This is a genomic window from Leptolyngbya sp. AN02str (assembly GCF_050565595.1).
In the GTDB taxonomy this organism is placed as follows: Bacteria; Cyanobacteriota; Cyanobacteriia; order Elainellales; family Elainellaceae; genus Kaiparowitsia.
Map to the genome: position 1 here is coordinate 1 of NZ_JBNXVR010000037.1, position 23,540 is coordinate 23,540.

Annotated in this window: 22 protein-coding genes and 3 pseudogenes; 21 read left to right on the plus strand and 4 right to left on the minus strand. The window is 50.2% G+C overall.

Features of this window, described 5'->3' with window-relative positions:
- The 6 genes and pseudogenes from ACQ4M4_RS21730 to ACQ4M4_RS21755 form a co-directional block, all read left to right on the plus strand.
- Positions 1 to 126: pseudogene (locus tag ACQ4M4_RS21730) on the plus strand (IS4 family transposase); the annotation flags it as partial.
- Positions 127 to 459, plus strand: coding sequence for a sensory rhodopsin transducer (locus tag ACQ4M4_RS21735; RefSeq protein ID WP_430686609.1), 333 nt, complete (start codon positions 127 to 129; stop codon positions 457 to 459). It abuts the pseudogene before it with no gap.
- A gap of 68 nt (positions 460 to 527) precedes the next feature.
- Positions 528 to 2,177: an alpha-amylase family protein gene (locus ACQ4M4_RS21740; RefSeq protein WP_430686565.1), complete on the plus strand. Its 1,650-nt coding sequence runs from the start codon at positions 528 to 530 to the stop codon at positions 2,175 to 2,177.
- An 81-nt stretch (positions 2,178 to 2,258) separates the two neighbouring features.
- Positions 2,259 to 3,284, plus strand: coding sequence for an AI-2E family transporter (locus tag ACQ4M4_RS21745; protein WP_430686566.1), 1,026 nt, complete (start codon positions 2,259 to 2,261; stop codon positions 3,282 to 3,284).
- Positions 3,285 to 3,379: 95 nt separating this feature from the next.
- A pseudogene (locus ACQ4M4_RS21750) lies at positions 3,380 to 3,537 on the plus strand (IS982 family transposase); the annotation flags it as partial.
- 102 nt (positions 3,538 to 3,639) lie between these two features.
- On the plus strand, positions 3,640 to 6,465 hold the full coding sequence (locus ACQ4M4_RS21755) for a cyclic nucleotide-binding domain-containing protein (RefSeq protein WP_430686567.1): 2,826 nt from the start codon (positions 3,640 to 3,642) through the stop codon (positions 6,463 to 6,465).
- Between the two features lie 164 nt (positions 6,466 to 6,629).
- Here the strand turns inward: ACQ4M4_RS21755 and ACQ4M4_RS21760 are convergent, their stop codons facing one another.
- The 3 genes from ACQ4M4_RS21760 to ACQ4M4_RS21770 all read right to left on the minus strand — a co-directional run bounded on the left by ACQ4M4_RS21760 (position 6,630) and on the right by ACQ4M4_RS21770 (position 8,350).
- Positions 6,630 to 7,481 carry a class I SAM-dependent methyltransferase gene (locus ACQ4M4_RS21760; protein WP_430686568.1) on the minus strand — a complete coding sequence of 284 codons (852 nt, stop codon included), beginning with the start codon at positions 7,479 to 7,481 and terminating at the stop codon, positions 6,630 to 6,632.
- A gap of 63 nt (positions 7,482 to 7,544) precedes the next feature.
- A complete protein-coding gene (locus tag ACQ4M4_RS21765; RefSeq protein WP_430686569.1) occupies positions 7,545 to 7,685 on the minus strand; it encodes a hypothetical protein in 141 nt (46 codons plus the stop codon).
- Between the two features lie 185 nt (positions 7,686 to 7,870).
- Positions 7,871 to 8,350: a Dps family protein gene (locus ACQ4M4_RS21770; protein ID WP_430686570.1), complete on the minus strand. Its 480-nt coding sequence runs from the start codon at positions 8,348 to 8,350 to the stop codon at positions 7,871 to 7,873.
- 296 nt (positions 8,351 to 8,646) lie between these two features.
- Between ACQ4M4_RS21770 and ACQ4M4_RS21775 the strand changes: the two genes are divergently transcribed.
- The 3 genes from ACQ4M4_RS21775 (at position 8,647) to ACQ4M4_RS21785 (ending at position 10,222) form a co-directional block, all read left to right on the plus strand.
- Positions 8,647 to 8,838, plus strand: a complete 192-nt coding sequence (locus tag ACQ4M4_RS21775) for a YgaP family membrane protein (RefSeq protein ID WP_430686571.1) — start codon at positions 8,647 to 8,649, stop codon at positions 8,836 to 8,838.
- A gap of 330 nt (positions 8,839 to 9,168) precedes the next feature.
- Entirely contained in the window at positions 9,169 to 9,708 is a 540-nt protein-coding gene (gene petC, locus ACQ4M4_RS21780) for a cytochrome b6-f complex iron-sulfur subunit (protein WP_430686572.1), read from the plus strand.
- 127 nt (positions 9,709 to 9,835) lie between these two features.
- Positions 9,836 to 10,222, plus strand: coding sequence for a rhodanese-like domain-containing protein (locus ACQ4M4_RS21785; protein ID WP_430686573.1), 387 nt, complete (start codon positions 9,836 to 9,838; stop codon positions 10,220 to 10,222).
- Between the two features lie 179 nt (positions 10,223 to 10,401).
- Here the strand turns inward: ACQ4M4_RS21785 and ACQ4M4_RS21790 are convergent.
- Positions 10,402 to 10,503 (minus strand): annotated as a pseudogene (locus ACQ4M4_RS21790) (IS5/IS1182 family transposase); the annotation flags it as partial.
- Positions 10,504 to 11,420: 917 nt separating this feature from the next.
- Between ACQ4M4_RS21790 and ACQ4M4_RS21795 the strand changes: the two are divergent.
- The 12 genes from ACQ4M4_RS21795 (at position 11,421) to ACQ4M4_RS21850 (ending at position 23,539) form a co-directional block, all read left to right on the plus strand.
- The gene (locus ACQ4M4_RS21795) at positions 11,421 to 11,990 is read left to right on the plus strand and encodes a DUF4255 domain-containing protein (RefSeq protein ID WP_430686574.1); all 570 of its coding nucleotides are present in this window, start codon (positions 11,421 to 11,423) and stop codon (positions 11,988 to 11,990) included.
- Positions 11,987 to 13,057: a hypothetical protein gene (locus tag ACQ4M4_RS21800; protein WP_430686575.1), complete on the plus strand. Its 1,071-nt coding sequence runs from the start codon at positions 11,987 to 11,989 to the stop codon at positions 13,055 to 13,057. Before ACQ4M4_RS21795 ends, ACQ4M4_RS21800 begins: the two co-directional genes overlap by 4 nt.
- 83 nt (positions 13,058 to 13,140) lie before the next feature.
- Positions 13,141 to 15,615: a phage tail sheath family protein gene (locus ACQ4M4_RS21805; RefSeq protein WP_430686576.1), complete on the plus strand. Its 2,475-nt coding sequence runs from the start codon at positions 13,141 to 13,143 to the stop codon at positions 15,613 to 15,615.
- 122 nt (positions 15,616 to 15,737) lie between these two features.
- The gene (locus ACQ4M4_RS21810) at positions 15,738 to 16,199 is read left to right on the plus strand and encodes a phage tail protein (protein WP_430686577.1); all 462 of its coding nucleotides are present in this window, start codon (positions 15,738 to 15,740) and stop codon (positions 16,197 to 16,199) included.
- 15 nt (positions 16,200 to 16,214) lie between these two features.
- Positions 16,215 to 17,813, plus strand: a complete 1,599-nt coding sequence (locus ACQ4M4_RS21815) for a phage tail sheath C-terminal domain-containing protein (RefSeq protein WP_430686578.1) — start codon at positions 16,215 to 16,217, stop codon at positions 17,811 to 17,813.
- The gene (locus ACQ4M4_RS21820) at positions 17,813 to 18,322 is read left to right on the plus strand and encodes a phage tail protein (protein WP_430686579.1); all 510 of its coding nucleotides are present in this window, start codon (positions 17,813 to 17,815) and stop codon (positions 18,320 to 18,322) included. The genes ACQ4M4_RS21815 and ACQ4M4_RS21820 overlap by 1 nt, the downstream gene beginning before the upstream one ends.
- The gene (locus ACQ4M4_RS21825) at positions 18,319 to 19,329 is read left to right on the plus strand and encodes a hypothetical protein (RefSeq protein ID WP_430686580.1); all 1,011 of its coding nucleotides are present in this window, start codon (positions 18,319 to 18,321) and stop codon (positions 19,327 to 19,329) included. The genes ACQ4M4_RS21820 and ACQ4M4_RS21825 overlap by 4 nt, the downstream gene beginning before the upstream one ends.
- Positions 19,330 to 19,335: 6 nt before the next feature.
- Positions 19,336 to 19,500 (plus strand): hypothetical protein, encoded by a 165-nt coding sequence (locus tag ACQ4M4_RS21830; RefSeq protein ID WP_430686581.1) that lies wholly within the window; start codon positions 19,336 to 19,338, stop codon positions 19,498 to 19,500.
- 57 nt (positions 19,501 to 19,557) lie between these two features.
- The gene (locus ACQ4M4_RS21835; protein WP_430686582.1) at positions 19,558 to 20,643 is read left to right on the plus strand and encodes a phage late control D family protein; all 1,086 of its coding nucleotides are present in this window, start codon (positions 19,558 to 19,560) and stop codon (positions 20,641 to 20,643) included.
- 2 nt (positions 20,644 to 20,645) lie between these two features.
- A complete protein-coding gene (locus ACQ4M4_RS21840; RefSeq protein WP_430686583.1) occupies positions 20,646 to 21,350 on the plus strand; it encodes a phage baseplate assembly protein V in 705 nt (234 codons plus the stop codon).
- A complete protein-coding gene (locus ACQ4M4_RS21845; RefSeq protein ID WP_430686584.1) occupies positions 21,344 to 23,140 on the plus strand; it encodes a hypothetical protein in 1,797 nt (598 codons plus the stop codon). The genes ACQ4M4_RS21840 and ACQ4M4_RS21845 overlap by 7 nt, the downstream gene beginning before the upstream one ends.
- Positions 23,141 to 23,539 (plus strand): GPW/gp25 family protein, encoded by a 399-nt coding sequence (locus ACQ4M4_RS21850; RefSeq protein WP_430686585.1) that lies wholly within the window; start codon positions 23,141 to 23,143, stop codon positions 23,537 to 23,539.
- Position 23,540 lies beyond the last annotated feature (1 nt).

Genomic DNA, 23,540 nt, shown 5'->3' on the forward strand with positions numbered 1-23,540 from the left:
AAGCATGGACGTAGAGCCAAGAGTATTTTCCGTTATGGCTTTGACTATCTTCGCCACATTGTCCTCAGCTTAGAGCAGAAAATGAATGATTTTCGGGATGTTCTACAATTTTTGTCCTGTACTTAGATTCCTGCCTACAGCACGGGAGCTGAACCTCAGTTCACCAGCCATGAAACTGCCTGCTTGCCCAACGCATCGGATCAGGATGCTCGTGTTGAAATCACTCTCTATCTCAGCGATCGCGAACCCGTAGGTCCCTATCGCGTTACGGTTCTGGTACGACGCACCCAACACGTGCGGTTTAACAACCTGAATGACCCGGAACCGATTCCACGAGACACAGGGTATGCCAGTGTCATCACGTCAGATGTGCCGATCGTTGTTCAGCACACCCGACTAGATTCTCGCCAAGCTGAAAACGCCCTCCTCAGCACGATTGCTTATGCGGCAAGCCTTTAGGGTGGGACTCCTGATCCACAGTAATCGCAGCACCGATAACCTTCACCCAGAAGCATTGATCGACACTCATGACGCAAACATTTTGGTACAAGAATGCAATCGTTTACTCGCTAGATGTTGAAACATTCGCAGACTCGGATGGAGACGGCATTGGTGACTTTCAGGGCTTAACGCAACATTTAGATTATCTTGGTGGGTTAGGAATCACCTGCCTTTGGTTGTTGCCATTCTATCCTACCCCCAATCGCGATAATGGCTACGACGTGATGGATTACTACGACATTGATCCTCGTTTAGGAACGTTGGGTGACTTTGTCGAATTTCTTCATCAAGCAGGCGATCGCGGCATTCGTGTATTGGTCGATTTAGTCATCAACCATACGTCTATTCAGCATCCCTGGTTTCAAGCTGCACAGCAAGATAAGCATTCAAAATACCGTTCGTTTTATGTATGGTCAGATGATCCACAGCCTTATCCTGATCTGATTGCATTTCCCACCGATGAGGATAGCGTGTGGGAATATGATGAGCAGGCTGGTGCGTATTATTTGCACCACTTTTATAAGGAACAACCCGATCTCAACATCGCCAACCCAAACGTACGAGAAGAAATTTTGCGCATTATGGGTTTTTGGCTGGCTCTGGGTGTAGCAGGATTTCGGATTGATGCAGCTCCCTTTGTGGTTAAAAACGTTGGCATTCAAAATACCAGCCCCAAGGAGTTACAAAGCTTTTTACAGCAAATGCAGGAGTTTGTTGCTTCGCGTCGGTCTGATGCGATTTTGCTGGCAGAAGCAAACGTTCCTCCCAAGGATATTTCAGTTTATTTTGGCGATGGCGATCGCATGCAAATGCTATTTGGTTTCTCTCTCAATCAGCATTTGTTTTTAGCTTTAGCCAAACAAGAAGCGCAGGCATTAAAAGATGGACTAAAACATTTACCCATCATTCCCCACAACGGCCAATGGCTAAATTTCACTCGTCATCATGATGAATTAAACCTGGATCAGCTCAATCCAGAGCAGCAACAGGAAATATTTGCAGCCTTTGCACCGACCGAAACGATGCAAATTTTTGGTCGTGGTGTTCGGCGACGGTTGCCCCCTATGGTGCAGAATGATCGGCGTCGTATTGAAATGATCTATAGCCTGGCGTTTACGCTACCAGGCACCCCCCTGTTGCGCTATGGTGATGAAATCGGCATGGGAGACGATTTATCTCTACCAGGACGAGACAGCGTACGAACTCCCATGCAGTGGACGGATCAGCCGAATGGTGGTTTTTCAACGGCTCCCTGTCATGACTTACCTCGGCCTGTCATTGCTGAAGGCGAGTATGCTTATCCGCACGTCAATGTCGCAAGCGAGCAACGCCATCCCGATTCTCTTCTCAACTGGATGGAGCATTTGATTCGAACGCGCAGACAGTGCCCTGAGTTTGGTACTGGTCAATGGCGCATTGTAGAAACCGATGAACCGTCTGTTTTTGCCCAACTCAGTGAAACAGACCGAACCGCAATGCTGGCGCTACACAACTTGGGCGATCGCCCCTGCGTTGTTACCCTGCCAGAGCTTGAGCATTGTGATTTCATCGAAGTTTTCAATGATAATTTCTCTCTATCCAGGCAAGGCGCATTGTACCCATCTTCTACTGAACATTCTAATTGCCTATCGCTCAATGCCTATGGATATCGCTGGTTTAAGGTTCAACCAAATTAGGAAGATTCAGCCCGTTCCTGTGCTATATGAAGGATAGGTTGAGCTATCCTTCTCAACCCAAGTTTAATCAGAGGTAGAGTTATGACCTTGGGGAAATGGTTATCTCTATTTGCACTCGTCGCCTCTGTTTACATTCTGTGGCAGATCCGCAGGATTGTATTCCTATTTTTAGCCGCTGTTGTGATTGCAACTGCGTTAAATCGTTTGGTCAGACGGTTTCGGCGATCGCATGTTAAACGAGAATACGCAGTTCTATTGTCCATGACGATTGTCTTCAGCTTGCTGGGAACGGTTATCGTCTTGTTACTAATCCGCCTCGTCGATCAGTTTGATCAATTGCTGAGCCTGATTCCAATTTCAATTGACCAAATTGAAACGTGGAGCTACGAGCTGCAAGCCCGCATGCCCGAAAATATGCTGACGAACCTTCCCAACCTTCCCAACTTGGCTCAGCAGCTCCAAACTGCCGCAAATTGGATAATTATCAATATCTATTTTATATTTTCTAACTCTTTAACACTCATTCTCAATATCGTATTTATTCTTGTATTAACAATCATGCTGCTTGCAAATCCGCAAAAGTATCGGCGGGCTTTAATTGCGATGTTCCCCTCCTTTTACCGCCAGCGTGCAGACGAGATTTTTTGTAAGTGCGAAGTGAAGTTGGTTCACTATGTTGCAGGGGTTCTCCTGAGCATGTTTTTTGTAGGCATCACTTCTACCATCGGTTTATTTCTACTACAGATTCCGCTGCCGGTGGTGAATGGATTACTGGCAGGACTGGCAGCTTTCATTCCCTATATAGGGGCGATCGCCAGTGCAATTCCACCCATACTACTAGCCATACTAGATGAACCCTGGAAAGCAGGGGCTACTCTACTTTTATATTTGGCAATTCAGCAAGTAGAAGGAAATATTATCCGGCCATCCATCATTAAGCATCAGGTTGATCTATTTCCTGCAATCACGTTGGCGCTCCTAATTACCTTTGGAGCTTTTTTTGGTTTTCTAGGCTTACTGTTGGGGTTGCCAATCTTAATTGTGGCTCAAATATGGGTAGAAGAAGCGATCGTGCATGATGTTTTGGATCATTGGAGAACCCCCTAGAAATCTACTCAAAACTTGCCATTAACGTGTGTTCTGAATAAGAAAAGGAGAGGCGAGTACGCTGAAATTAACCAAAATACTCAGTCCCTCGCCCTATGTTGAGTCTAGAAGAGTCGTTCTCCTCATCGATGGCTTCTGCCAACGCTTTGAACCAGCCTGGCGACAGCAGTTACTGACTAGTGGCCTGCAGGAGTGCGATCGCAGACACAGCTTATCTTTGAGCGAAGGGATGTCAATCCTGATTAGGTTTCACCTTCGATGAAATTTAATGGTTAACCTAGAGGAAAACAATGGCAGAGCCTGGGGATCTTCAGCGCACAATTGATGAAGATCAGAAAAGCAAAAGGGTTTGTTTATGTTTGCACAACTGCCAGAACGGCGAATGCACTGGGTTCGCTGGGTACTGACTGTTGGTTGGCTCCTGATAATTGCCTCCCTGTTCTACGATCCCTGGACATCGGCACTGACTGCGGCTGATCATCCCTGGAGTCCTTTGCGGCTTCAGGATACCTGCATCCAAGTACAAGGAGAATGTCTGGTTGAACAACCCTATCCATTAGGAACAACCCTTTTTTGGGGAGCCATCGTGCCAGCCGCTATCTTTATTTTGCTAGTATTTGGCCACGAACTTTGGCGGCGGATTTGTCCACTCTCATTTCTATCTCAAATTCCTCGTGCTTTAGGATGGCAACGGCAATTCAAACGAGAGAACAAAAAGACTGGCAAGGTGCGCTATGAGTTGGCCAAAGTTGATTCAGATTCATGGCTGGGACGCAATTATCCCTATGTGCAATTTGGCTGGCTATTTATAGGATTGTGTGGGCGAATCCTGTTTTTCAACGCGGATCGCTTGGTGCTGGCTGGCTGGCTATTATTCACAATCGCTGCGGCGATCGCTGTTGGTTACTGGTATGGCGGCAAGTCGTGGTGTCAGTATTTTTGTCCCATGGCTCCGGTTCAGAGTATCTATAGTGAGCCGGGTGGGCTGTTGGGTAGCAAAGCCCATACCAGTGAGCAGCTCGTTACCCAATCCATGTGCCGTACGGTGTTGCCCGAGGGGAAAGAACAGAGCGCTTGCGTTGCCTGTCAAAATCCCTGTATTGACATTGACGCTGAGCGAACTTATTGGAACAGCTTAAACAAACCCGAAACGTCATTTCTGCGCTATGGCTATGTGGGGTTGGTAATTGGCTATTTTGTCTATTACTACCTTTATGCAGGCAACTGGAACTATTACTTCTCTGGGGCGTGGGTGCGGCAGACGGATCAAATCGCTTCATTATTGGATCCGGGGCTTTATCTGTTTGGGCAACCCGTAAACATTCCCAAATTAGTGGCAGTTCCCCTGGTGCTGGGTGGATGCACCGCGATCGCCTATTGGGGAGGACTGTGGATTGAAAAACGCGCCAGAGCCTACAGTCGGCAAAAGCAGACAAATCTAACCACCGAAACCATCCGCCATCGCATCTTTACCCTTTGCACTTTCGCTATTTTCAACTTCTTCTTTATCTTTGGGGGGCGGCCTCTGGTACAGCTTCTCCCCTGGGGGTGGCAATACTTATACGATTTGGGTTTGGTTGCGTTGAGTACCCTTTGGCTTTATAAAACCTGGCGACGCGGACCTGAGCTGTATTCACGTGAAAATTTGGCGAATCGCTTCCGAAAGCAATTAGAAAAATTGCAGTTTAATGTTGCCCAGTTTTTGGAAGGGCGATCGCTCAGCGATCTCAATACCCACGAAGTGTATGTGTTAGCCAAAGTTCTGCCTGGTTTTACCCGCGAAAAACGACATCAAGCGTATAAGGGCGTGGTACGAGAAGCCTTGGAAGAAGGCTATGTCAACTACTCCAGCAGTCTAGAAGTGTTGCAGCAAATGCGCCAGGAACTTGGCATTACGGATGACGAACACCGACTGGTGCTAGAGGAATTGGGTATTGAAGATCCCCAGTTGCTCAATCCGGATCGCAAACGTAGCTTGGAAAACCAAATTCGCTTGAGCGGCTACCGCAGATCCCTGGAACGGCTAATGCTATTGCAGCAGAAGCAGCTCGATCGCACAACATTTGAACAAGCATCCTTACCAGATTCAGCCGTTGTTCGTTCTTTGCGTCGAGAATACTCCATTACTCCTCAAGAAGAAGAATGGATTCTGAGTGGATTTTCGACTACTGCCAGCAGTGCCAAGAAAGCGGAGTTTTTGCTTACCCAATTAACTCAATTAATTGATGGTTACCGCGCCCTCAATCAGCCGATGCTACACCAGCATCAAGCGGTGTTAACCCTGCTGCAAGAAAATGTTCGTCACAAAAAAGAACTCATTGTGCGATCGCTGCTGGAAATTCTAGCGCTGCTCCAGTCTGATTCGGCGGCGTTATCCCTGGCGCAGTCTTTGCAACAGGCTTCACCAACTGTTTTAGGAGAGCTTTTAGAGCAAGAGAATTGGGGCGATCGCTTGCCACCTGCGATTCTACAATGTTTGACCCAACCCGGAGAAACCCCTGCTTTTTGTTCACTGGAGTTTTCTGCTGAAATAATTCTGGAGCACTTAGATGCCTTACTCCAGGATCAAAATCCTATGATCCAGGTGGCAGCCCTCTATATCATGGCTCAACTGGATAGAGACCGCAGTCAGGCGATCGCTCGCAACCGTCGTCATGAGTTCAGTTCCCGCCTTGTTCAAGAAACGATCGATCAGGTTCTATCTTTGCCCTCGACAACATCAGCAACCCAGTCCATCACTGAATTTCCAACGCTGGAGAAATTGGTCTATTTATTTAATAGCGACTTCTTCCATCGGATGCAAAGTGAAACGCTCATTGCCCTTGCAGATCGAGCAGAGGTGAGAACCTACCAGCAAGGAGACGTGATCACAGAAGCCGGAGACACCTGTCGAGAACTGTTGCTGTTGATCGAAGGCGATGCCAACATTCACTATCAAACAGAATCTGGAATTCGGGTGGAGCAGCTTCATCCCGGACAAACGTTAGACGAGCTGGAAGTTTTAGCCCATAGCAACTCAGAAAATACGATTGTTGCAGATAGCGAAAGCACTCGAATCCTCGCGATTTCTGTGGATGCCTTTGATGATTTACTCGACCATGATCCTGATTTTGCTCGACGAGTTTTGGAATTGGAAAGCCGACAACTTCAGCGATTTGTGCGCTCAGTACAGCCGCTTTAGAGAGTTAAGGAAACTCAAGATAATGATTGGCTGACACGTATGGTTTCATCGTCTTGATCAAGAATGGCGATCGCGATCGCCATTCTCAAAGGCTCATCGGTTTTGATTCCTGATGAAGCAATCTCTGCCATCAGTAGCGAGACCAAATTGGTGAGTCTAGTTGGTTAATCTAGATGCTGCCCAATGTGTAGCCATACAATTCGGCCAGAATTTTTGAACAAGATGAGCGGAATAAATGGAAATAATTGTGACACAATACGCCAAGCGATTGGTAAACGTTGTGGATAGCGAAGAAAGTTGGTGAGATAAAAAGTTTCGCCTTTCAACACAATGTTTGGACCCCAGGTCTCAAGGTCACTAGACCGATCAATTCCCCATTTAAATTCAGCATTTGTTTTTGAGACCGTATCGTGCTGTTTTGTCCTTTGAGAACGTTTATGATTCAATACATCAAATACAACTTCTACTGGGCCGAATCGGGATTGTATCTGCTGCAACAACGTCCGGTTTTCTACTTCTGACAGATACATAGACACCCCTTCATAAAGAATCATCATCGGTTGATTCGGCTGGCGTTGAATGTTATCCATCCAGCTAAAGTCCAAAATTGATTGAGCAATAAACTGGTGTCGTGCACTTTCTTGAAAGAACTTGCGCCGCAGAGCAATAACCTCTGGAAAATCCACTTCGCACCAATGCACTTCACCATTATCAACCCGCGAAAATCGGGTACATAATCCTGCACCCAAGTTGACAATCATCGCACTCGGATGAGTTTCAAGGAAGTTCTGCACGAGATGATCGTATTCCATGGCCCGCACCACACAGCCAAGTTGGGATGTCCAGCTCTTCTCGTATTTACTGAAGTCGTAATCTAAGCCCTCTAAAATCTCAACCGCTTTGCGATCGCGCAAAATCGGTTCTGGGCGCCGAGTTTCGCACGCACGAGCATAGAGGGTGATCATTAATGTCTCTGCAACACCAATTAAATCACTCGTCGGTTCTTGAAGGTGCATAGCTCAGAGCTCCCTCACTTGTGAGTGGTGATGTGGGCTCTACACCCACACGTGCTTGAAGCATTATTGCAAATAATTATCATTTAGGTCAATATGCCCGGTCGATTTAACCCGGCTGCGATCGCGATGAGCAGTAGAGGCCATCATGACCCGATTGTAGGCAGAGAATTTGTGAAACGCCTCCAACGGCAATAGCCACCCCACTTTATTAGCACAAGAGTAAGACGCTCCATATGCAACAGTAGATAGTTATCTCCCCATAGCCTCTAGCGCGATCGCAATTGAAAAGCCACTGACATGAGTACAGGAAGACCGTAGAGAAGCGATCGAGTCTTGTGACTGCCCCTTCATCAGCCTTCCTGTCGGTTTCGCTATTTAGCTTGTCGATACTACTGCGCTAGTAAGCTTCTGAGCATCCAAGCAGTTTTCTCATGAACTTGCATTCGCTGGGTGAGCAAGTCTGCGGTGGGTTCATCATGAGATTTCTCCACCGTTGGAAAAATTGATCGGGCAGTACGAATAACTGCCTCTTGCCCTTCCACCAATTTGCGAATCATGTCTTCAGCACTCGGAACCCCCTCCTCTTCATGAATAGAAGAGAGTTGAGCAAACTCCTTGTAAGTTCCCGGAGCTGGAAAACCGAGCGATCTAATACGCTCAGCGATTAGATCTACGGCCAAAGCAAGCTCGTTATATTGTTGTTCAAACATAAGATGCAACGTTTGAAACATTGGCCCTGTGACATTCCAATGAAAGTTATGGGTCTTTAGATAAAGGGTGTAGGTATCTGCCAGTAGCTTGGAAAGCCCTTGAGCAATCTCTTGGCGGTCTTTTTCTTCAATGCCAATGTTGATGGGTAGGGTCTGCATGATAGCTGCCTCCGAAGTAGGAACGACCGGAAAATTTGGGTAGACGAGAACAGTCTAAGCTTGCGAAAGCAACGGATTGACTGAATGAGGTTTCTCTTATCCCGCGATTCCTTCATATTAAGCCATCTCCACGATGTATATCTTTTTCCTGGCTATATCGTCTTGCTACTTTATGACTGATTAGTTATATTTAGGGCATGGCCGCAAAAAAACGGTGTGATCCCACGGAATCTGCTGTGGAATCTATCGCTTCAACGTTTTGCAATCTGCTGGATCAGGATTTGGAGGTTTTTGCAGTGAAAGTAAATATCGGTCCGCGCGATCGCTTGATCCGCTTGATTTTGGCGTCAGTTCTGTTTTATCTAGGGCTATTTCTTTACAGTGGTACCGCTCTGGGAATTGGGCTTGTGGTCATCGGTGGTGGGGCTTTTGTTACGGCAGTGGTTGGCTTTTGCGGTCTTTACCGCCTTCTCGGAATTTCGTCCTAAAAATGAGGGATGCTGCTCTTAAAGGCGATCGCCCAAGTTACCAAATTTCTAAAACGCAGCCGAAATGGATTTCACTCATCAAAACAGTTGTGTTTGACCGATAACGTTGAGGTGTAAGACCCCACAAACGGCTCATCAGAATCCTCAGGGACGGATTTGTTGATGAATGTTCTTGATCTTGCACAGTCCAAGAGCAAACGCAATTGCAATCAATGCCAGCCAAAAAATGCAGCGGCTTATCGACCATCCGCCAGAGCAAGCAGATTACAAATTAACCTGCTTAGCTCGCTCAGTCTCAATGAATAATTCTAATCAAATAGGAAGTTTATTATGGACAACTCTTTTCCTCTTGAAGAACCATCCTTATCGCGACGACAACTGCTTAACTTTCTTACCGGAACAACCGTTGCCATAACGGTAGGTTCTGCCCTGTATCCAGTTGCTCAGTTCTTTGTTCCGCCTCAAGAGGATACCGGAGTAGAAGGTGGAATAATTGCTAAAGACACCCTAGGAAATCCTATTCCGGCATATCAGATTCTGGCAGAACCCCCTGGAACGCGCGCGCTGGTAGCAGGATTAGCAGGAGAACCAACCTATCTCGTTGTCCAAGATGACCAAACGCTTGACCCCATTGGCCTTGTCGATAACTGCACTCACCTAGGCTGCACCTTTCCCTGGAACCCAGTCGATCAACAGTTTCAATGCCCTTGCCACGGTTCGTTATATGCGCCGGATGGAACGGTGGTACGGGGGCCAGCACCTCTGCCTCTTAAGATTGTCCATATCAAGGTGATGGACAATAGCAGTATTTTGATCTCCCCCTGGACAGAAACCGATCCCCGCACTGGCGAACAACCCTGGTGGATTTAATGGTAAATAAATGGCAGTTTCGGTTAAGGGCTTTTCTGAGGTTTGCGTGTCGTGGAAACCTCAGAAAAGCCCACTCTAAAGATGGGCACTTCAGCTTATTCAGATCTCAGGTTAAATAAGGTGTCTGATGTCTAAACTTACGCATTCCAACCGTATTCACGGTAAGCCGCTTGTAATTGACCTCTCTCCTAAAGAATTTACTCAGTTGCTCAATTCACCATTACTCATTGATGTTCGCAGCTCACTGGAATACTGTACAGGTCATGCACCACATGCTCGTAATTTAAGCTTGCCACGAGTTTTAATGGGCTTAAGCCTAGCGCAGTGGTTTTTACCCTATTGGTTTTGGGATCTGTCAAAAGAGCACCCGATTGCAGTGATCTGTCTGACATCGCATCGTAGCCCGATTGCAGCAAAGAAGTTTTCAGATGCAGGCTTCACCACGGTTTATAACATCACAGGTGGCATGATGGAATGGCGGCGATCGGGACTGGAAATCGCATCAAACCCTTAGGCAAATTGATCTGTTCCTGATTCCACGTGTTGAGTCAGTAATTCAACAGGGTTTAGGTTTGCCAAGGAGAGTAATTCGCAAACAATAGGCTGACCGCCCACTGACTTCCCAAAACATTTTTCCGAATTCCTCAATGCCGACGTTTGATGCCTGTACTGGCGCAATCATTCATTTCGATGGCGGCATTTACTCACGCCATGTTGCCGTGTTTTCCACTCTCCTTCCCTACACGCTCTCACTCCAGTCGAATCGAGGACAACATGCCCAGTCCCTGCTTTGGGATAGGGCATGTATGTAGAACTTGACAGTAGAACACTATTTAAAGTCTTACGTCTGTCACAGGAGTGGGTAATGTTCTAAACATGTAGATGTGTGTGGTAGAAGGACGGCTTCACTGCCCTTCTACCACACACATCCACAACTGTGAAACACAACCCAGGAGTGTTAGGTTGTGGAAAATTTATGACGCATGATTCATCAATGGAAATGTAGCTTCATGAAATTGGCTTCCTAAATCAATTTTTGTAGCCGACCTAGGAAATAATAATTTAGCCATAGTAATCTTAACCCAGTAAGTATAAGTTCACATCGTGAGCTAGCTAAGGTTTCTCCAGGACTTCTATCACTGATCTGCAGAATCTCTGTCAGGGATGTAGGGAGGTTTACGCTGAACAGGTTGATTGTTGATTGAGAAAAAGCTACCTATACTAGGTCTTCCAGGTAAATTACATAACTGATTCAAGACAGGTCTATTCCTTAAAGCGATACAAATGCTTCAGAATCGCCTGTTGACTGAAATGTATAGCGTAAGGATGGGAATTCTCTTCCCCTAAGTAGGTAGTTCGAATTAAACATAGGACGTGTTAGGCGTAGCCATAACGCATCAAATGTTTTGCCAGCATCGGTTACGCTATTGCTAACTCATCCTACGACAAACTCTGTTTATTTAGGCTCAGCATCTGCCGCAAGTTACGGCTTCTACAATCCGGTGCTACTACAGACAAAGATTAGTTGGGAATGAGTCATTCCTACACCAAAACCAACTCTTCTTTATGGCTCGAATTTGCTTTTCGGCTATTCTTCTCCATTTCATCACGAGAGGAAAGGCTCGTGGTGCTGACATTTCGCTTCAAAATTGATTGATGAAGCCCTCTTCAGATGGTGTTGACCAATGGCAAATATCCAGGCTATTTATGCAATGGGCGATTCTCTAGTGACTTATTTGCAGCATGAGTATGACCAGTTGCCTGGCCACAGCTTTCCGAGTTGCCGGTTTCGCCTTATGTCAACTCAAGAGCTAGAAAGCATCAACGACGCAGATGTGGTCCTGTCATTCTTTCTCTATCGGGTCATGATGAATGAGCACCTACGCAGCTCGACCCGCACAAATCAAAGCAATTTGCGCTCTGTCCCACTTTCCGTAGACCTTCATTACCTGATGATAGTTTGGGCACCCAATGCCTTAATAGAACAGCAGATTTTTGCCTGGGCAATGCGACAACTCTATCTGCATCCAGTCTTTGATGCATCGACTTTAATTGGTGCAAACTGGGCTTCTGATGAAATTGTGCATGTGGTGCCTGCGGAATTAAGTCATGAGGAATTGGTTCGCATTTGGGATGTACTAGAGCCTAAATACCATCTGAGTAAAGCCTATATTGCCAAAGCTGTGCGTATTGATCCTGATGAGCCTACATCGGAAGTGCTTCCAATGGTGTCTTCCCGATTTGTTGTAGGCAATGCAGCAGCAGTGCGGGAGGTCAAATGATGAGCGTGCTCAATGTAGACCTTTTGGATCGTCGGGTGTTAGGGGCTATCTCGTTAATTGATAATGTCACTGAACAACCGATTTCTCATCCTCTGCAAATTGAGTTGGTTGATTCTGAAGAAACTGTGAGTAGAACTACTGCACTCCATCTCCGACGCAACCCCAGCGGATATTATGTCATCCTCAGTGTTGTCAAACTCGCAAACCATACCATTGCATCTGCTCAACCACCTACTCAGCCTGATATCGAGAGGTTAAACCAACTTGCAAACCATACCACTGCATTTGCTCAACCACCTGCTCAGCCTGATATCGAAAGTTTAACTTTACCGCTACGCATTCAAGATCAAACAGGGCAATATTTACCCCGTCGCTACGATTTAAAACTGCCTCGACAAGCACCATTGGTTGTTAACGGAGAGGTCGTAACCCCACTCCTTGATAATTCTCTGTTACGTCCAATTCTAGTTCCGCTCTGTCGAGCACCCAGAGCACCCATAGGGCCGAATTGGGCAGTATTGCGAGTTACGCTCACAGAGCAGCGAACTGTCAATGATGAGATAGTCCTGTTTCGACTACCTTGGGCACTAATTCGGGTGAGCCGAGCCGAGCCTCCAGTTTTATCAATGACCAGTTGGAGTGATTGGCGAGGGGAGGCTCTCATTGCTATGCCGGGAATACCAGTTTTGATCAGTAGTAGTGGAGCAACAGATGATGATGCAATGAACGGTAATGATACCACTCATGATAACGATGTAACCAACGGTGATGTCGATGAACAGCCCAGTCAACGGGCAGTCTCAGCTACGGTTCAAGTTTATGTTGATCCGGCTCTAGGGCCTACTCCTCCTGCACCGCTGCCGATGATGCCACAATTCAAATTAGAAACGGATTTTTCTCAAGTCCCTGTAGAAGACTTGCGATCGCTCTGGAATTATCTTCCGCACCCTCCCACATCCTTCACTAACCCTCCCGCATCCTACGTCGCTGCTCAACCCCTGACGCAGGAATTAATTGCAGGGCGTACTCTCAGCAAGATTTTAACGGTCAGCTTTCAACGTGATTGATAGATAAAGTGCACTTGGTTCTCTGCTATTAGCTATCTCTAAGCCCACTCAAATCAGTTCTTCTTTGCAAAAGGAGATTCACTATGCCGGAATACTTGGCCCCTGGGGTTTACGTCGAAGAAACTAGTTTTCGGTCTCGTTCCATTGAAGGGGTTAGCACCACCACCACTGCCTTTATTGGTCCTACACTTAAAGGCCCCTACGGCAACACTCCTCAACTGCTCACCAGCTTTGCAGACTTTGCGCGAATCTATGGTGGGCTAGATGACATCGACCACAAAACGAATTACCTGGCTCACGCGGTGCGAGCTTTTTTTGATAATGGCGGTTCGCGGCTGTATGTGGCTCGCGTTGTGCCTGTTGACAATCAAAAGCGTCCCGCGCTACCAACTTCTAGTTTTGCCCGATCTCACGATCTGTTCGCTGACAATCCCGATAACATTCAGGTTCAATTTGTTGCCCGATTTCCTGGAGAGGGGGGTAATGGTGAAATTGAAATTTTTCAACAGGCAACACCAGTCAGCCAGCATTTACTCAATGGATCACCAGTCGATAGCATTCTCCGGGTTAAAACAGCAGGGGAGAATCTCCACGCTCAGCCAGCACATGCCAAAGGGGGAAACGAACCCTTTTTCATTCCTGATGGTGGGCAACTGCTGTTGACTATTGGCACTGACAATCGCACCGTCACTTTCCGGGGGCGTCCAGCAGAGGTTGTGAGTACTGCCCCCGTCCCAGATACGGTGAATTTGCCTGCTGACTCCAGTCCAGCCATTACGGTAAACATTGGCAGCGGGCCAAGTCAAAGTATTTCCTTGCCCACAGGGAATGGCGTGACGAGGGCGGCGATTGTCGCCACCATCAACCAGAATTTGCGGGGAGGCTATGCGCGGCTGACCGATGCCAATGCATTAGCAATTGGGACTGATGTGCGAGGCTTAGCCGCTCGCATCCAGGTCAACAGCAGTGCCGGATTACCCATTGCTTTTCCAGCCGATCCTGTTGGGTCGAGTAACTCTGCCGAAAACAATGTTAGGGATCTGGGTGCAGTGACCATTGCGGATATTGCACAAATTTTGAGTACTGCCAATATTGGGCTGGAAGCACGCTCTGGTGGAAACGGCCATCAACAGCTTGTGTTACAAACTACCGCAACCGGAGAAAACGCTCGTTTTCAAGTTCGCACTGGAGATAATTCGGTACATAGCAGCCTTGGGCTTACCGTTGGGGAGCTACACATTGGTGTTAGTGGAGCAACATCAAGCTACTTTGCCAAAACTGACCCAGTAGAACGCACAGTTACCGAGCCTCAATATAGCGCCTGGAAAAATATAGCGGGTGAGTCGTTGAGCGAAAGCGATGTTACCTCATCCAGCCATGAGGTGAGTTTAATCACGCTTGCGGTGATTGCACGAGATAGTAATGGGACCGAAGTTATCTACGAAGGTTTGGGGTTGTCGCCCAGCCATCCTCGGTGGATTGGTCATGTGCTATCCCAAACTCCAGGGAACCAAACTGAGGCACTCAATAATCCCTTTGCTATTGAACTGTCTGCGACAAAGCCTTCTGCACTGACGCTCTACGGCTGTCTGGCTCCCCCAGGTAATGAAAAGAGTCGGTTGGTGCCTGTTCGCCTTGCCGAAAATGCCGACTTGGGTAGCCTCTCGGTGCAAGCCTACGAAGCGGCGTTGGATACTCTGTTGCCCTTGGAAGAAATTTCTATTGTGGCGGCTCCGGGATATTCCGCTTACTACACGAAGGTTGAGGCTGAACAGAAGCTCGCGCTGGGGATTCAAGACAGGCTAAAAACATTTGTGGAACGTCGGCGCTCGTATCAGATTGCGGTGCTGGACTCGCCTCCCAAGGCCGACTTCACGACGATTCGTACCCTTCGCAGCCAGATGGATTCTGAGTATGCGGCTCTGTATTACCCGTGGGTGACGATCGCCAATCCTCTTGCATCTCCTGATCGGGCAGACATTCCCAGTCAGATCGATCTGCCACCCTCCGGCTTTATTTGCGGAATTTATGCTCGCAATGACGTTCAGCGGGGGGTGTATAAAGCACCGGCTAATGAAGTGATTCGGGGAGCATTGGGGCTAGAAACCAACATTAATTTTGACCAACAGGGGGCCCTTAACCCTCAGGGCATTAACTGTCTGCGCTTTTTCCCAGGTCGGGGATACCGGGTTTGGGGAGCGCGTTTGGCAACTTCTAATTCGGAAGTGAAGTATGTCAGCGATCGCCGTTACCTCAACTATTTAGAGCGATCGATCGACCAGGGAACCCAGTTTGCTGTGTTTGAACCCAACGGCCCCAAGCTGTGGATCAATATCCGCGACACGATTTCGAGTTTCCTCTACAACGAATGGTTCTCTGGAGCGTTGTTGGGCACCACACCTCAAGAAGCTTTCTTTGTGCGGTGCGATCGCAGCACCATGACCCAAAATGACCTCGACAATGGCCGTTTAATTTGCCTGGTCGGAGTGGCGCTGCAAAAACCCGCCGAGTTTGTCATTTTCCGCCTTGGTCAAGCGGTGTTATCCGGTGGCAGTTGATTGGAGGGTATGACTGTGGAGTAAGCAATTCCTCTGCCTCGGTCTCCTTTTCCAAGAACTATTCTCACAAGACGTTTGTGCTCAACAACGTATCTCCCATTTTGTTATAGGAGTAACTTGGTATGACTCGTGAAACGCCCTATGGCAACTTCAACTTTAAAGTCGATCTGAAAAGCGAGGGGGTCGATCCTGATAAACCCCTGGGTGGCTTTTCTGATGTTTCAGGGATTGGTACTGAGATGACGATGTCGGAGTACCGCACAGGTGTAGACAAGGAAAACCATGTCCGCAAAGTGCCGGGTGTCCACAAGGTTGGGGATGTCACTTTGAAACGCGGCATTATCAACTCTAGCGATTTGTGGACCTGGATTCAGGCTGTGCGCCGAACGGGCGTTTTGGCAAAGCGAGAGGTCAAAATCACGCTACAAGACGAGACTGGTGAAGCAGTAGAATCGTGGACTTTGCAGGGAGCTTTTCCCCTGAAATACACTGGCCCCACCCTGGCAGGCAAAGGTGGGGGTGATGTGGCGATGGAAGAGCTTGTTTTGGCTTCGGATGGAATTGAGCTGGTTATTGAGAGTTAGTAATGGAATTGGCTCATGAACGGGTTGCTGTTTGAAGATCATGCACCAGCGATCGCCAGCCATCCTTATCGGGCAGACATTGCCTGCTTTATCGGGTTTGTGGCGCGGCGATCGCAAAACCACCGCTGGACGGCAGTTCCCGCCTCGATCCAACACTGGTTGCGATCGCAGGGCTGGGTCAATTCCCCCTACGCGCGTCCGGCAGCACAGGGAGAAGATGCTTCCCTGATTGATGTGCCCGTCCCCATCGACAGTTGGGATATTTTTGACCATTTGTTTGCCTGGGAAGCTCGCCCCCCAGCCCAGCCGACCTCTCCATTGCCAGAGCCCCAACTAGCCACCTACCTGGGGAGTGCAGTGCGCAGCTTCTTTCACCAGGGCGGACGCAAAGCCTATGTCATCAGCCTGGGAGACCCATTGCCGTTTGTCACATCTCATTCAGCAGAGCAGCAGCAGTGGGCCCAACAGCAGACTCAGTTACGCAGGTTGCTACCGGGCTTTCCGAATGGTGTTGCGGGCTCATCGCTGCAACCCGACACCTGGCAGAGCGTGGGGCATCTGTGGGGATTGCCGGATGTTGCGTTTGTTTGCCTGCCCGATTTGCCGGATTTGGTCGCTGTTCCGGCGTCCCCTCCTGCGCTTCGGGTGGATGGCCCGCCTGAAACGTTTGTCACCTGCTCGGAGCCCCGGTTGAGTAAAGATGATGGGGCGATCGCCACGCTGTTGCCTCCCCAAACGAATGCAGCGGGCTATACGACTTGGGCGACGGCTCTTGCCTACCTGGCTGACCTGATAACCCAAAACTGGCTGGAAGTGCAGCTGGTTGCTGCCGTACCCCTGCCGCCCTCTGGCAGCCAGATTGACTCGTATTTGCCCCTTGTGCAGTCCAAACTGCTAGAAATTCATCAAACTCGTTTAGGCCGTACTGCTGCCACCTTTGTGCAGCTGGTCTATCCCTGGGTCAAAACTCCTTTCTCGGCTCAGTTGCCGGGACAGCTCGAAAGCCCGGATGGCGTGTTTGTAGGTTTGCTGGCACGGTCAGCCTTACAACAGGGAGCCTTTTGCAGCCTGACTCGCGCCCCCGTGGTGTGGGTTAATGAAACCTGGCCGTTGCTAGACCGATCGCAACTGCAAGCGTCTTCCAAACAGCCGATAATCCCAAGTTTGGTGGAACAAGTCTCGCTTCTGGGGCCAACCCCCGCTGGACTGCGGGTGCTGTCGGATGTGACCTGCGATCGCCAGCTTCATCTGCGCCCTGCCAGCATGAATCGACTCATTTCGCTGATTGTGCGAGCAGTACGACAGGCAGGGCAAGACTACGTCTTTGAACCTTCTGGGCCAGCGCTTTGGGGGCAGGTGAGAGAACGCCTTAACACCCTGATGAGAGAGCTGTGGATTGCAGGGGCATTGCGGGGCACAAGTGCAGAAGAAGCATTTCAGGTGCGGTGCGATCGCTCCACCATGACACCGCTCGATCTGGATCAGGGACGGGTGATTGCCACCCTCCAATTTGCACCTGCCGCACCGATTGAGCAAATTACGGTATCACTCAACCTGGTTGCGGGTAACCCAGTGGATTGGATGCCCTTGCCAGAGATTCAGGAGGTTGCCTAATGTCCCCTACTCCATTTGCCGATCCCTTTCATCTGTTTCGGTTTCAAGTCGATTTTTCTGAAAATCGCTTGAGTGATGCCGCGCCTGGGAGCGCAGTTCCTCTCTGTAGCGGTGTTTTCTCAGAATGCACTGGACTAGAAGCCACGATGGAACCCAAGGTGATTAAAGCGGGCGGTCACAACTATGGCGATTATCAGCGTGTTGGCCCGGTAACCTTTGCCACGGTCATTCTCAAGCGGGGCCTCACCCGCAGTCGAGACCTGTGGAAATGGTTTGAAATGACCACGCTTCGGGGGTACTACACCTACCGTCTGACAGTCACCATCACCCTGTTTGATACAGCGGGAAACGGAGTGCTCTCGTGGGAGCTGGCCCGCGCCTTGCCGACTAAGTTTAAAGCCCCAGATTTTAATGCCAAAGGCGGCGAGGTGGGCATTGAGGAATTGCATTTCGTCCACGAAGGGCTAACGCTGCTGCAAACCCCCAAACGGAGTCAAATTGCCCTATGACCCAAGAAGAATCGACCCAACCGATTGCCAAGGCCCAATTCACACCTCAAACAGGCCCTAACGCCAAAACCGCCTTGGTGATGCAGTTTAACCCAGTCTCGCTACAGCTCAGCATCAGCAACACGGTAGAGAACAAAAAGAAAAATGACGACACCAAGCAGTATGTCACCCAGACCTCTGCCAAGCTATCGATGGATTTGGTGTTTGACTCGACAGGCGACGGTGTGGATGTGCGCCTGACCACCGCTAAAGTGGCAAATTTTATTCGCCCTGACCCGGATCAGAATGTGCTGCCGGTCGTGCTGTTTGAATGGGGGCTGTTCAAGTTTCAAGGGGTGGTGGAGTCTTACAAAGAAACTCTGGACTTTTTTGCGGCTTCGGGAGTTCCCCTACGAGCGGCAATTAGCTTGACGCTAGCCAGTCAGGAAAAGGTTTTTGAAAATCGACGGGGCAACGCCGGTGGGGCCAAAGCACCCCAGGCCGTATCGCTACAGCCCAGCGGCGAAAGCGTGACGGATGTGGCCAATCGGGCAGGCGATCCGGGGGCGGCTCGGGCGATCGCCGCTGCCAACAATCAAGAGAGCTTGCGCTTTGTCAAAGGCCCTCTGGTGGTGAACACCTCGGTATCGTTGCGATCGCCAGCCGCCTTTGCCAGTGCTGGGGCGGGGATGGGTTTGGGAATCAGCATCGGAGGCTCGCTGAATGCCAATTTGGGCTTGCAGGCAGGAATCTCTGCCGATATTGGTCTGGGGGCGGGCAGTTCCGCGTCTGCTGGTGTAAGTGCCACGGCTGGGGCTTTTGCAGGGTTGCGCCAGTCTACAAAAACACAGCCTGCAGTCCGGTTGCGACCGGAACAGCTGTTGCCCCCACCCGCTGCCGCGTTGTCCACCGGAGGTGGAGCCAGTTTTGGCCTGGGGGGACAGGCCCAGTCTCAGGGCTCGGCCAGCCTAAAAACCGATGTGGGAGCATCCGCCAGTTTGCGATCGCGCCTTCAGTTTGAGGAGTAAATCACCATGCCTGTAGTTTTTGACGAAGTGGTCGGTACGGTTGTTGCCCCACCTACCCCCGCTGAAGCCTCACCCACGGCTCAAGCAGCGCCATCAACGCCACCGTCAGAGCAGATTCGCCAGCAATCCCTGCACTGGTTGCAACGGCAACGCCGCTTAAAGGCCGACTAACGTTCGAATGTTCGCGTCTGGATGGTTCCATTTGCATCCTCACGGAGGTATGCTGCCATGCCCGAAACTCCTGTTAGCAATCTTGCCGTTTACCGCGCCCGCCCAACCCTGCGAGTCAATCAGCAGGCAGATATCCGTGCTAGTGAGTTGGTCGTGGGCATGGAAATGACTGAACAAGAAGGGGGGTTGAGTGCTTTGGAACTGCGTTTTACCAATGTTGCCAGCACCCAGAACGGTGAAGCCGAGCTTGCCTTTGAATCCCCCAACTCCTCCTTAACCCTGGGTGCAACGCTCTCTGTCTATGCCGGGGAAGAAGACGCACCCCAGGAAATTTTTTCTGGTTTGATCACGGGCATTGAAGCGATCTTCTCTGCCGAGGAGGCCCCAGAACTGGTGGTATTGGCCGAAGACCGTTTGCAGCAAGCGCGCATGGCTCGTCGGACTGAAGTTCACACCGAGACCAACCTGGCTCAATTGGCTCGCAATCTGGCTGGACGGCTAGGACTGACTCCGGTAATTACGGGGTTCGATGGTTCCATTGGCACCTGGGTACAACTGAATGAGAGTGATTTGGCATTTTTAAGACGTCTGCTCACCTGGTACGACGGAGACTTACAAATTGTGGGGGAGGAACTGCACCTGTCGCCACGTGCCGAGGTGCAGCGAGGACGCATCAACCTGGAGCTGCGTAGCCAACTCCGTCGGGTTCGGGTGCTGGCTGATTTAGCCCATCAGGTGACTAAGGTGACTGTTTCAGGGTGGGATGCTCAACAGGGGCAGCGGGTGGTTGGCAGCAGCAGCGGCAGTCACCTGTTACCCGGAACTGGCAAATTGGGGGGTCAGGTGTTACAAAACGCTTTGGGAAAACGACCTCATCACATTAGCCATGTGGGGGTAACGACGATGGCCGAAGCACAAGCGGTAGCCGACGCCGCCTATGACCAGCGAGCCAGACGTTTTGTGTGTCTGGAGGGCACTGCCGAGGGTAACCCGGCTTTACGAGTGGGCAGCGAAGTCAATATTACGGGGTTGGGCGATCGCTTCGACAACACCTACTATGTGGTGCAAGCCTGCCACCGCTACGACTTACAGCGGGGATATGAGACTGATTTTCGTGCCGAATGTGCGTACTGGAGGGGCTAGCAATGGCGCTGCTACAAAGTATGTCGGATTCGATTTTTGAGGTGCCGCTGGGTGGGCTGCTGCAATCCCACTACCTGGCAGAGGTGGTATCGGTCAACGATGCTAACCAGCAGGCCAGGGTGCAGGTGCGGTTACTGAACTTTGACGGTGTCGATCATCACGATGGTCCCATTTGGGCAAGGGTTGCCACGCCGTTTGCTGGAGCCAGTCGGGGCGCCTTTTTCCTACCCGATGTTGGGGATGAGGTGTTGGTGGCCTTTATCAGTGGTGACCCACGACAACCCGTTGTGATCGGCAGTTTGTGGAACGGCAAGGCTGCACCGCCAGAGCGTTTGGGGGGCGATCGCGTCGATCGTTGGACATTGGTTGGCAAAGCAGGTACCCGTATCGCCATCGTTGAAGCGCAGGGCACCGCCACAATTGCTTTGTCCACCCCAGGCGGTGTCAGCATCAATCTAACGGACGAAGGCGGCGGCAAGGTTGAACTAGTCGCAGCAGGCAACACAGTGAAGCTTGACTCGAGCGGTGTTTCCATTCAAACCGGGGCGAAGGTGAGTGTACAGGCCAGCCAGGTGCAGGGGCAAGCCGGACAAGTCAGCGTCGATTCAGCCCTGTCTAAGTTCTCAGGCGTGGTGAAATGTGATGTCCAACAGGCCACTACCGTCATCGCCAGTACTTACACCCCAGGAGCCGGAAACGTATGGTAACCACGCTCGCACCCACCCAAACTGCCCATCCGGCCCGTCTCCGGGGCCTACCCGGTCTATCATCCAACGGGCAACCCACGCTATTACAACGCACAGAGCAAGACTTTCTAGAGGTTCTGTTTCAGGAGTTACAAGGGGCAAGCCTAGCTGCCATTCACAGCAGCCAGGCGCAGCGCAGAGATGAGAACCAGATTCTCCAGCTTTACCAACCCGTGCATCAGGTGTTTCATCTGGTGCTGCTAGAAGCCGTCTGTGACCCCTACGATCGCCCCGAACTGCAACCCCGACTGGATCCTAAAAAAATTGAAAGTGCTGGGCTGGTAATTCGCCGATTTGCCCAGCCCGTCCCCTCCATTCCCCGACCGCTGGAGTTGCGGAGCATCCGCAAGACCACGACTTCCCCAACCCCCGTAACGACCAACACTTTATTAGGCTGGCGACAGGCAGATACCGTCGAAGCCGGTGCAATTCTGAAGGGCTGGGTTCCTTTTACCGATCCCTACTTCGAAGGAGAGGCCGCTGCCCAATCTGGCCCGGTCAATTGCAAATATCCCCAGATCCGCGACTGGAACCTGGATCCCATCCCCCAGCGCCGCTGTCTTCCTACAGCAGGCAATGCGGAAATCGATCGCCAGCGGTATGCTTTGGGGCTGTCGTCCGAAAGCTTTTCAGAGACTTATTCACCTCTGTTTGTGGCTCCTCCTGCGGTGTGTGATGCTCTGGGCAAAACCATTCTGTATGGTCTGGTGCCCCTCAGCAGCAGCGAAGTGAGCGAAATCAAACTTAGTCAGGAAAACCCTCGCGAGCTTATGGGGAGCTATCAGCCAGACTTTGTTCGCGAACAAATGCCGATGTATCTCAAGGCTGGTTCCATACAAGCGCTTCCCCTCGCCGGACGGGCGCTCCAACCCACCGATGCGGATACGGTGTTTCCGCCCGGTGATGCCAATGCTAGTTCTGAGCAGAGGAATCTGCGCGTTTTTGTGACCATGCTGCGCCAGCTTCAAATTCAACTTGGGGTTTTTGCAGATGACGCAACCCTCTCTTCTCATGCGAAAGAGCTGTTTGACCTGCTGGAGCAAATTTCACTGCCAATAGAGGAGGATCCAAACTCTGGTCGATTTCCTACAGCTGGGCGCTTTTTGAAGGCTGCTGCCAGTATCTTAGTGAACCGACAAGTGGCCCCAGAACAGGCACCAGTACGGATGCCCTACCACTGGCCGGCCATCTCTTCAGACCTAGAGGCTAAACTGGTTGCCGCTGCCAAAGCCATTCTGGATCAGCAGCTGCAAGTGATTGTGCCACGGCAGGGACGGTTTGCTGACCCCGATGCCCTGTACCAACTGAGAGCATTTATGCGGGTACAACGGCCAGACCCCTGCCCTCCCCAACTGGTTTGGAGCAGACCCAGCGAACCTTTCAAAATCCTGTCCTGGTACGAAAATGGGCCACTGCCGCCCGTGCAGGTGCAATTGCCCAACGTTAGCCGCGAATCGGTGAAAAAGTTGAAGCCCAATGTCACTTTTGCCGTTCCGGGAGAGTTGTTCAGTCTATTGCAAGCCAATAAGCCCAGCGACCTGTTGGATGGCAACGGAAAGGCGGTTGAGGCATCGGGCGCTGCGTTGGATTGGATCTGCGGATTCAACATCCCCATCATTACTTTGTGCGCCTTCATTCTGCTGACGATTGTTTTGCAACTGCTCAACATCATCTTTTGGTGGTTGCCCTATGTATATATCTGCATCCCCTTTCCCAAGAGCGCTCCTAAATCCCCTCCCCATGAGGTTTGAATGATGAGTGAATTAACTTTTCGTGAACCGATTGGTTGGCCTTTGCTGCCCTTACCCGACGCTCAGGGTAAGATGCACTACCCCACGCTGACGGATAGTGTGCGGCAGTCGATTCAAGTGATTCTTTCCACACGCCCCAATGAGCAACTGCTATGGCCTGAGTTTGGAGCAGGGCTCACTGATTTTTTGCAGGAGCCTAACAATTTGCTAACCCGCCGCCGTATTCGAGATCTGGTGTTTGAATCTTTAACGCGTTGGGAGAAGCGAATTTTATTGGATCAGGTCGATGTTGTGGAAGTGCCCGACCGCCCCAGCCATATTCGAGTAGAAATTACTTACCGCATCCGACGCACAGGTCTGCCTCAGCAGTTTGGCCTCACGATGCAGATGGAGGGATAGC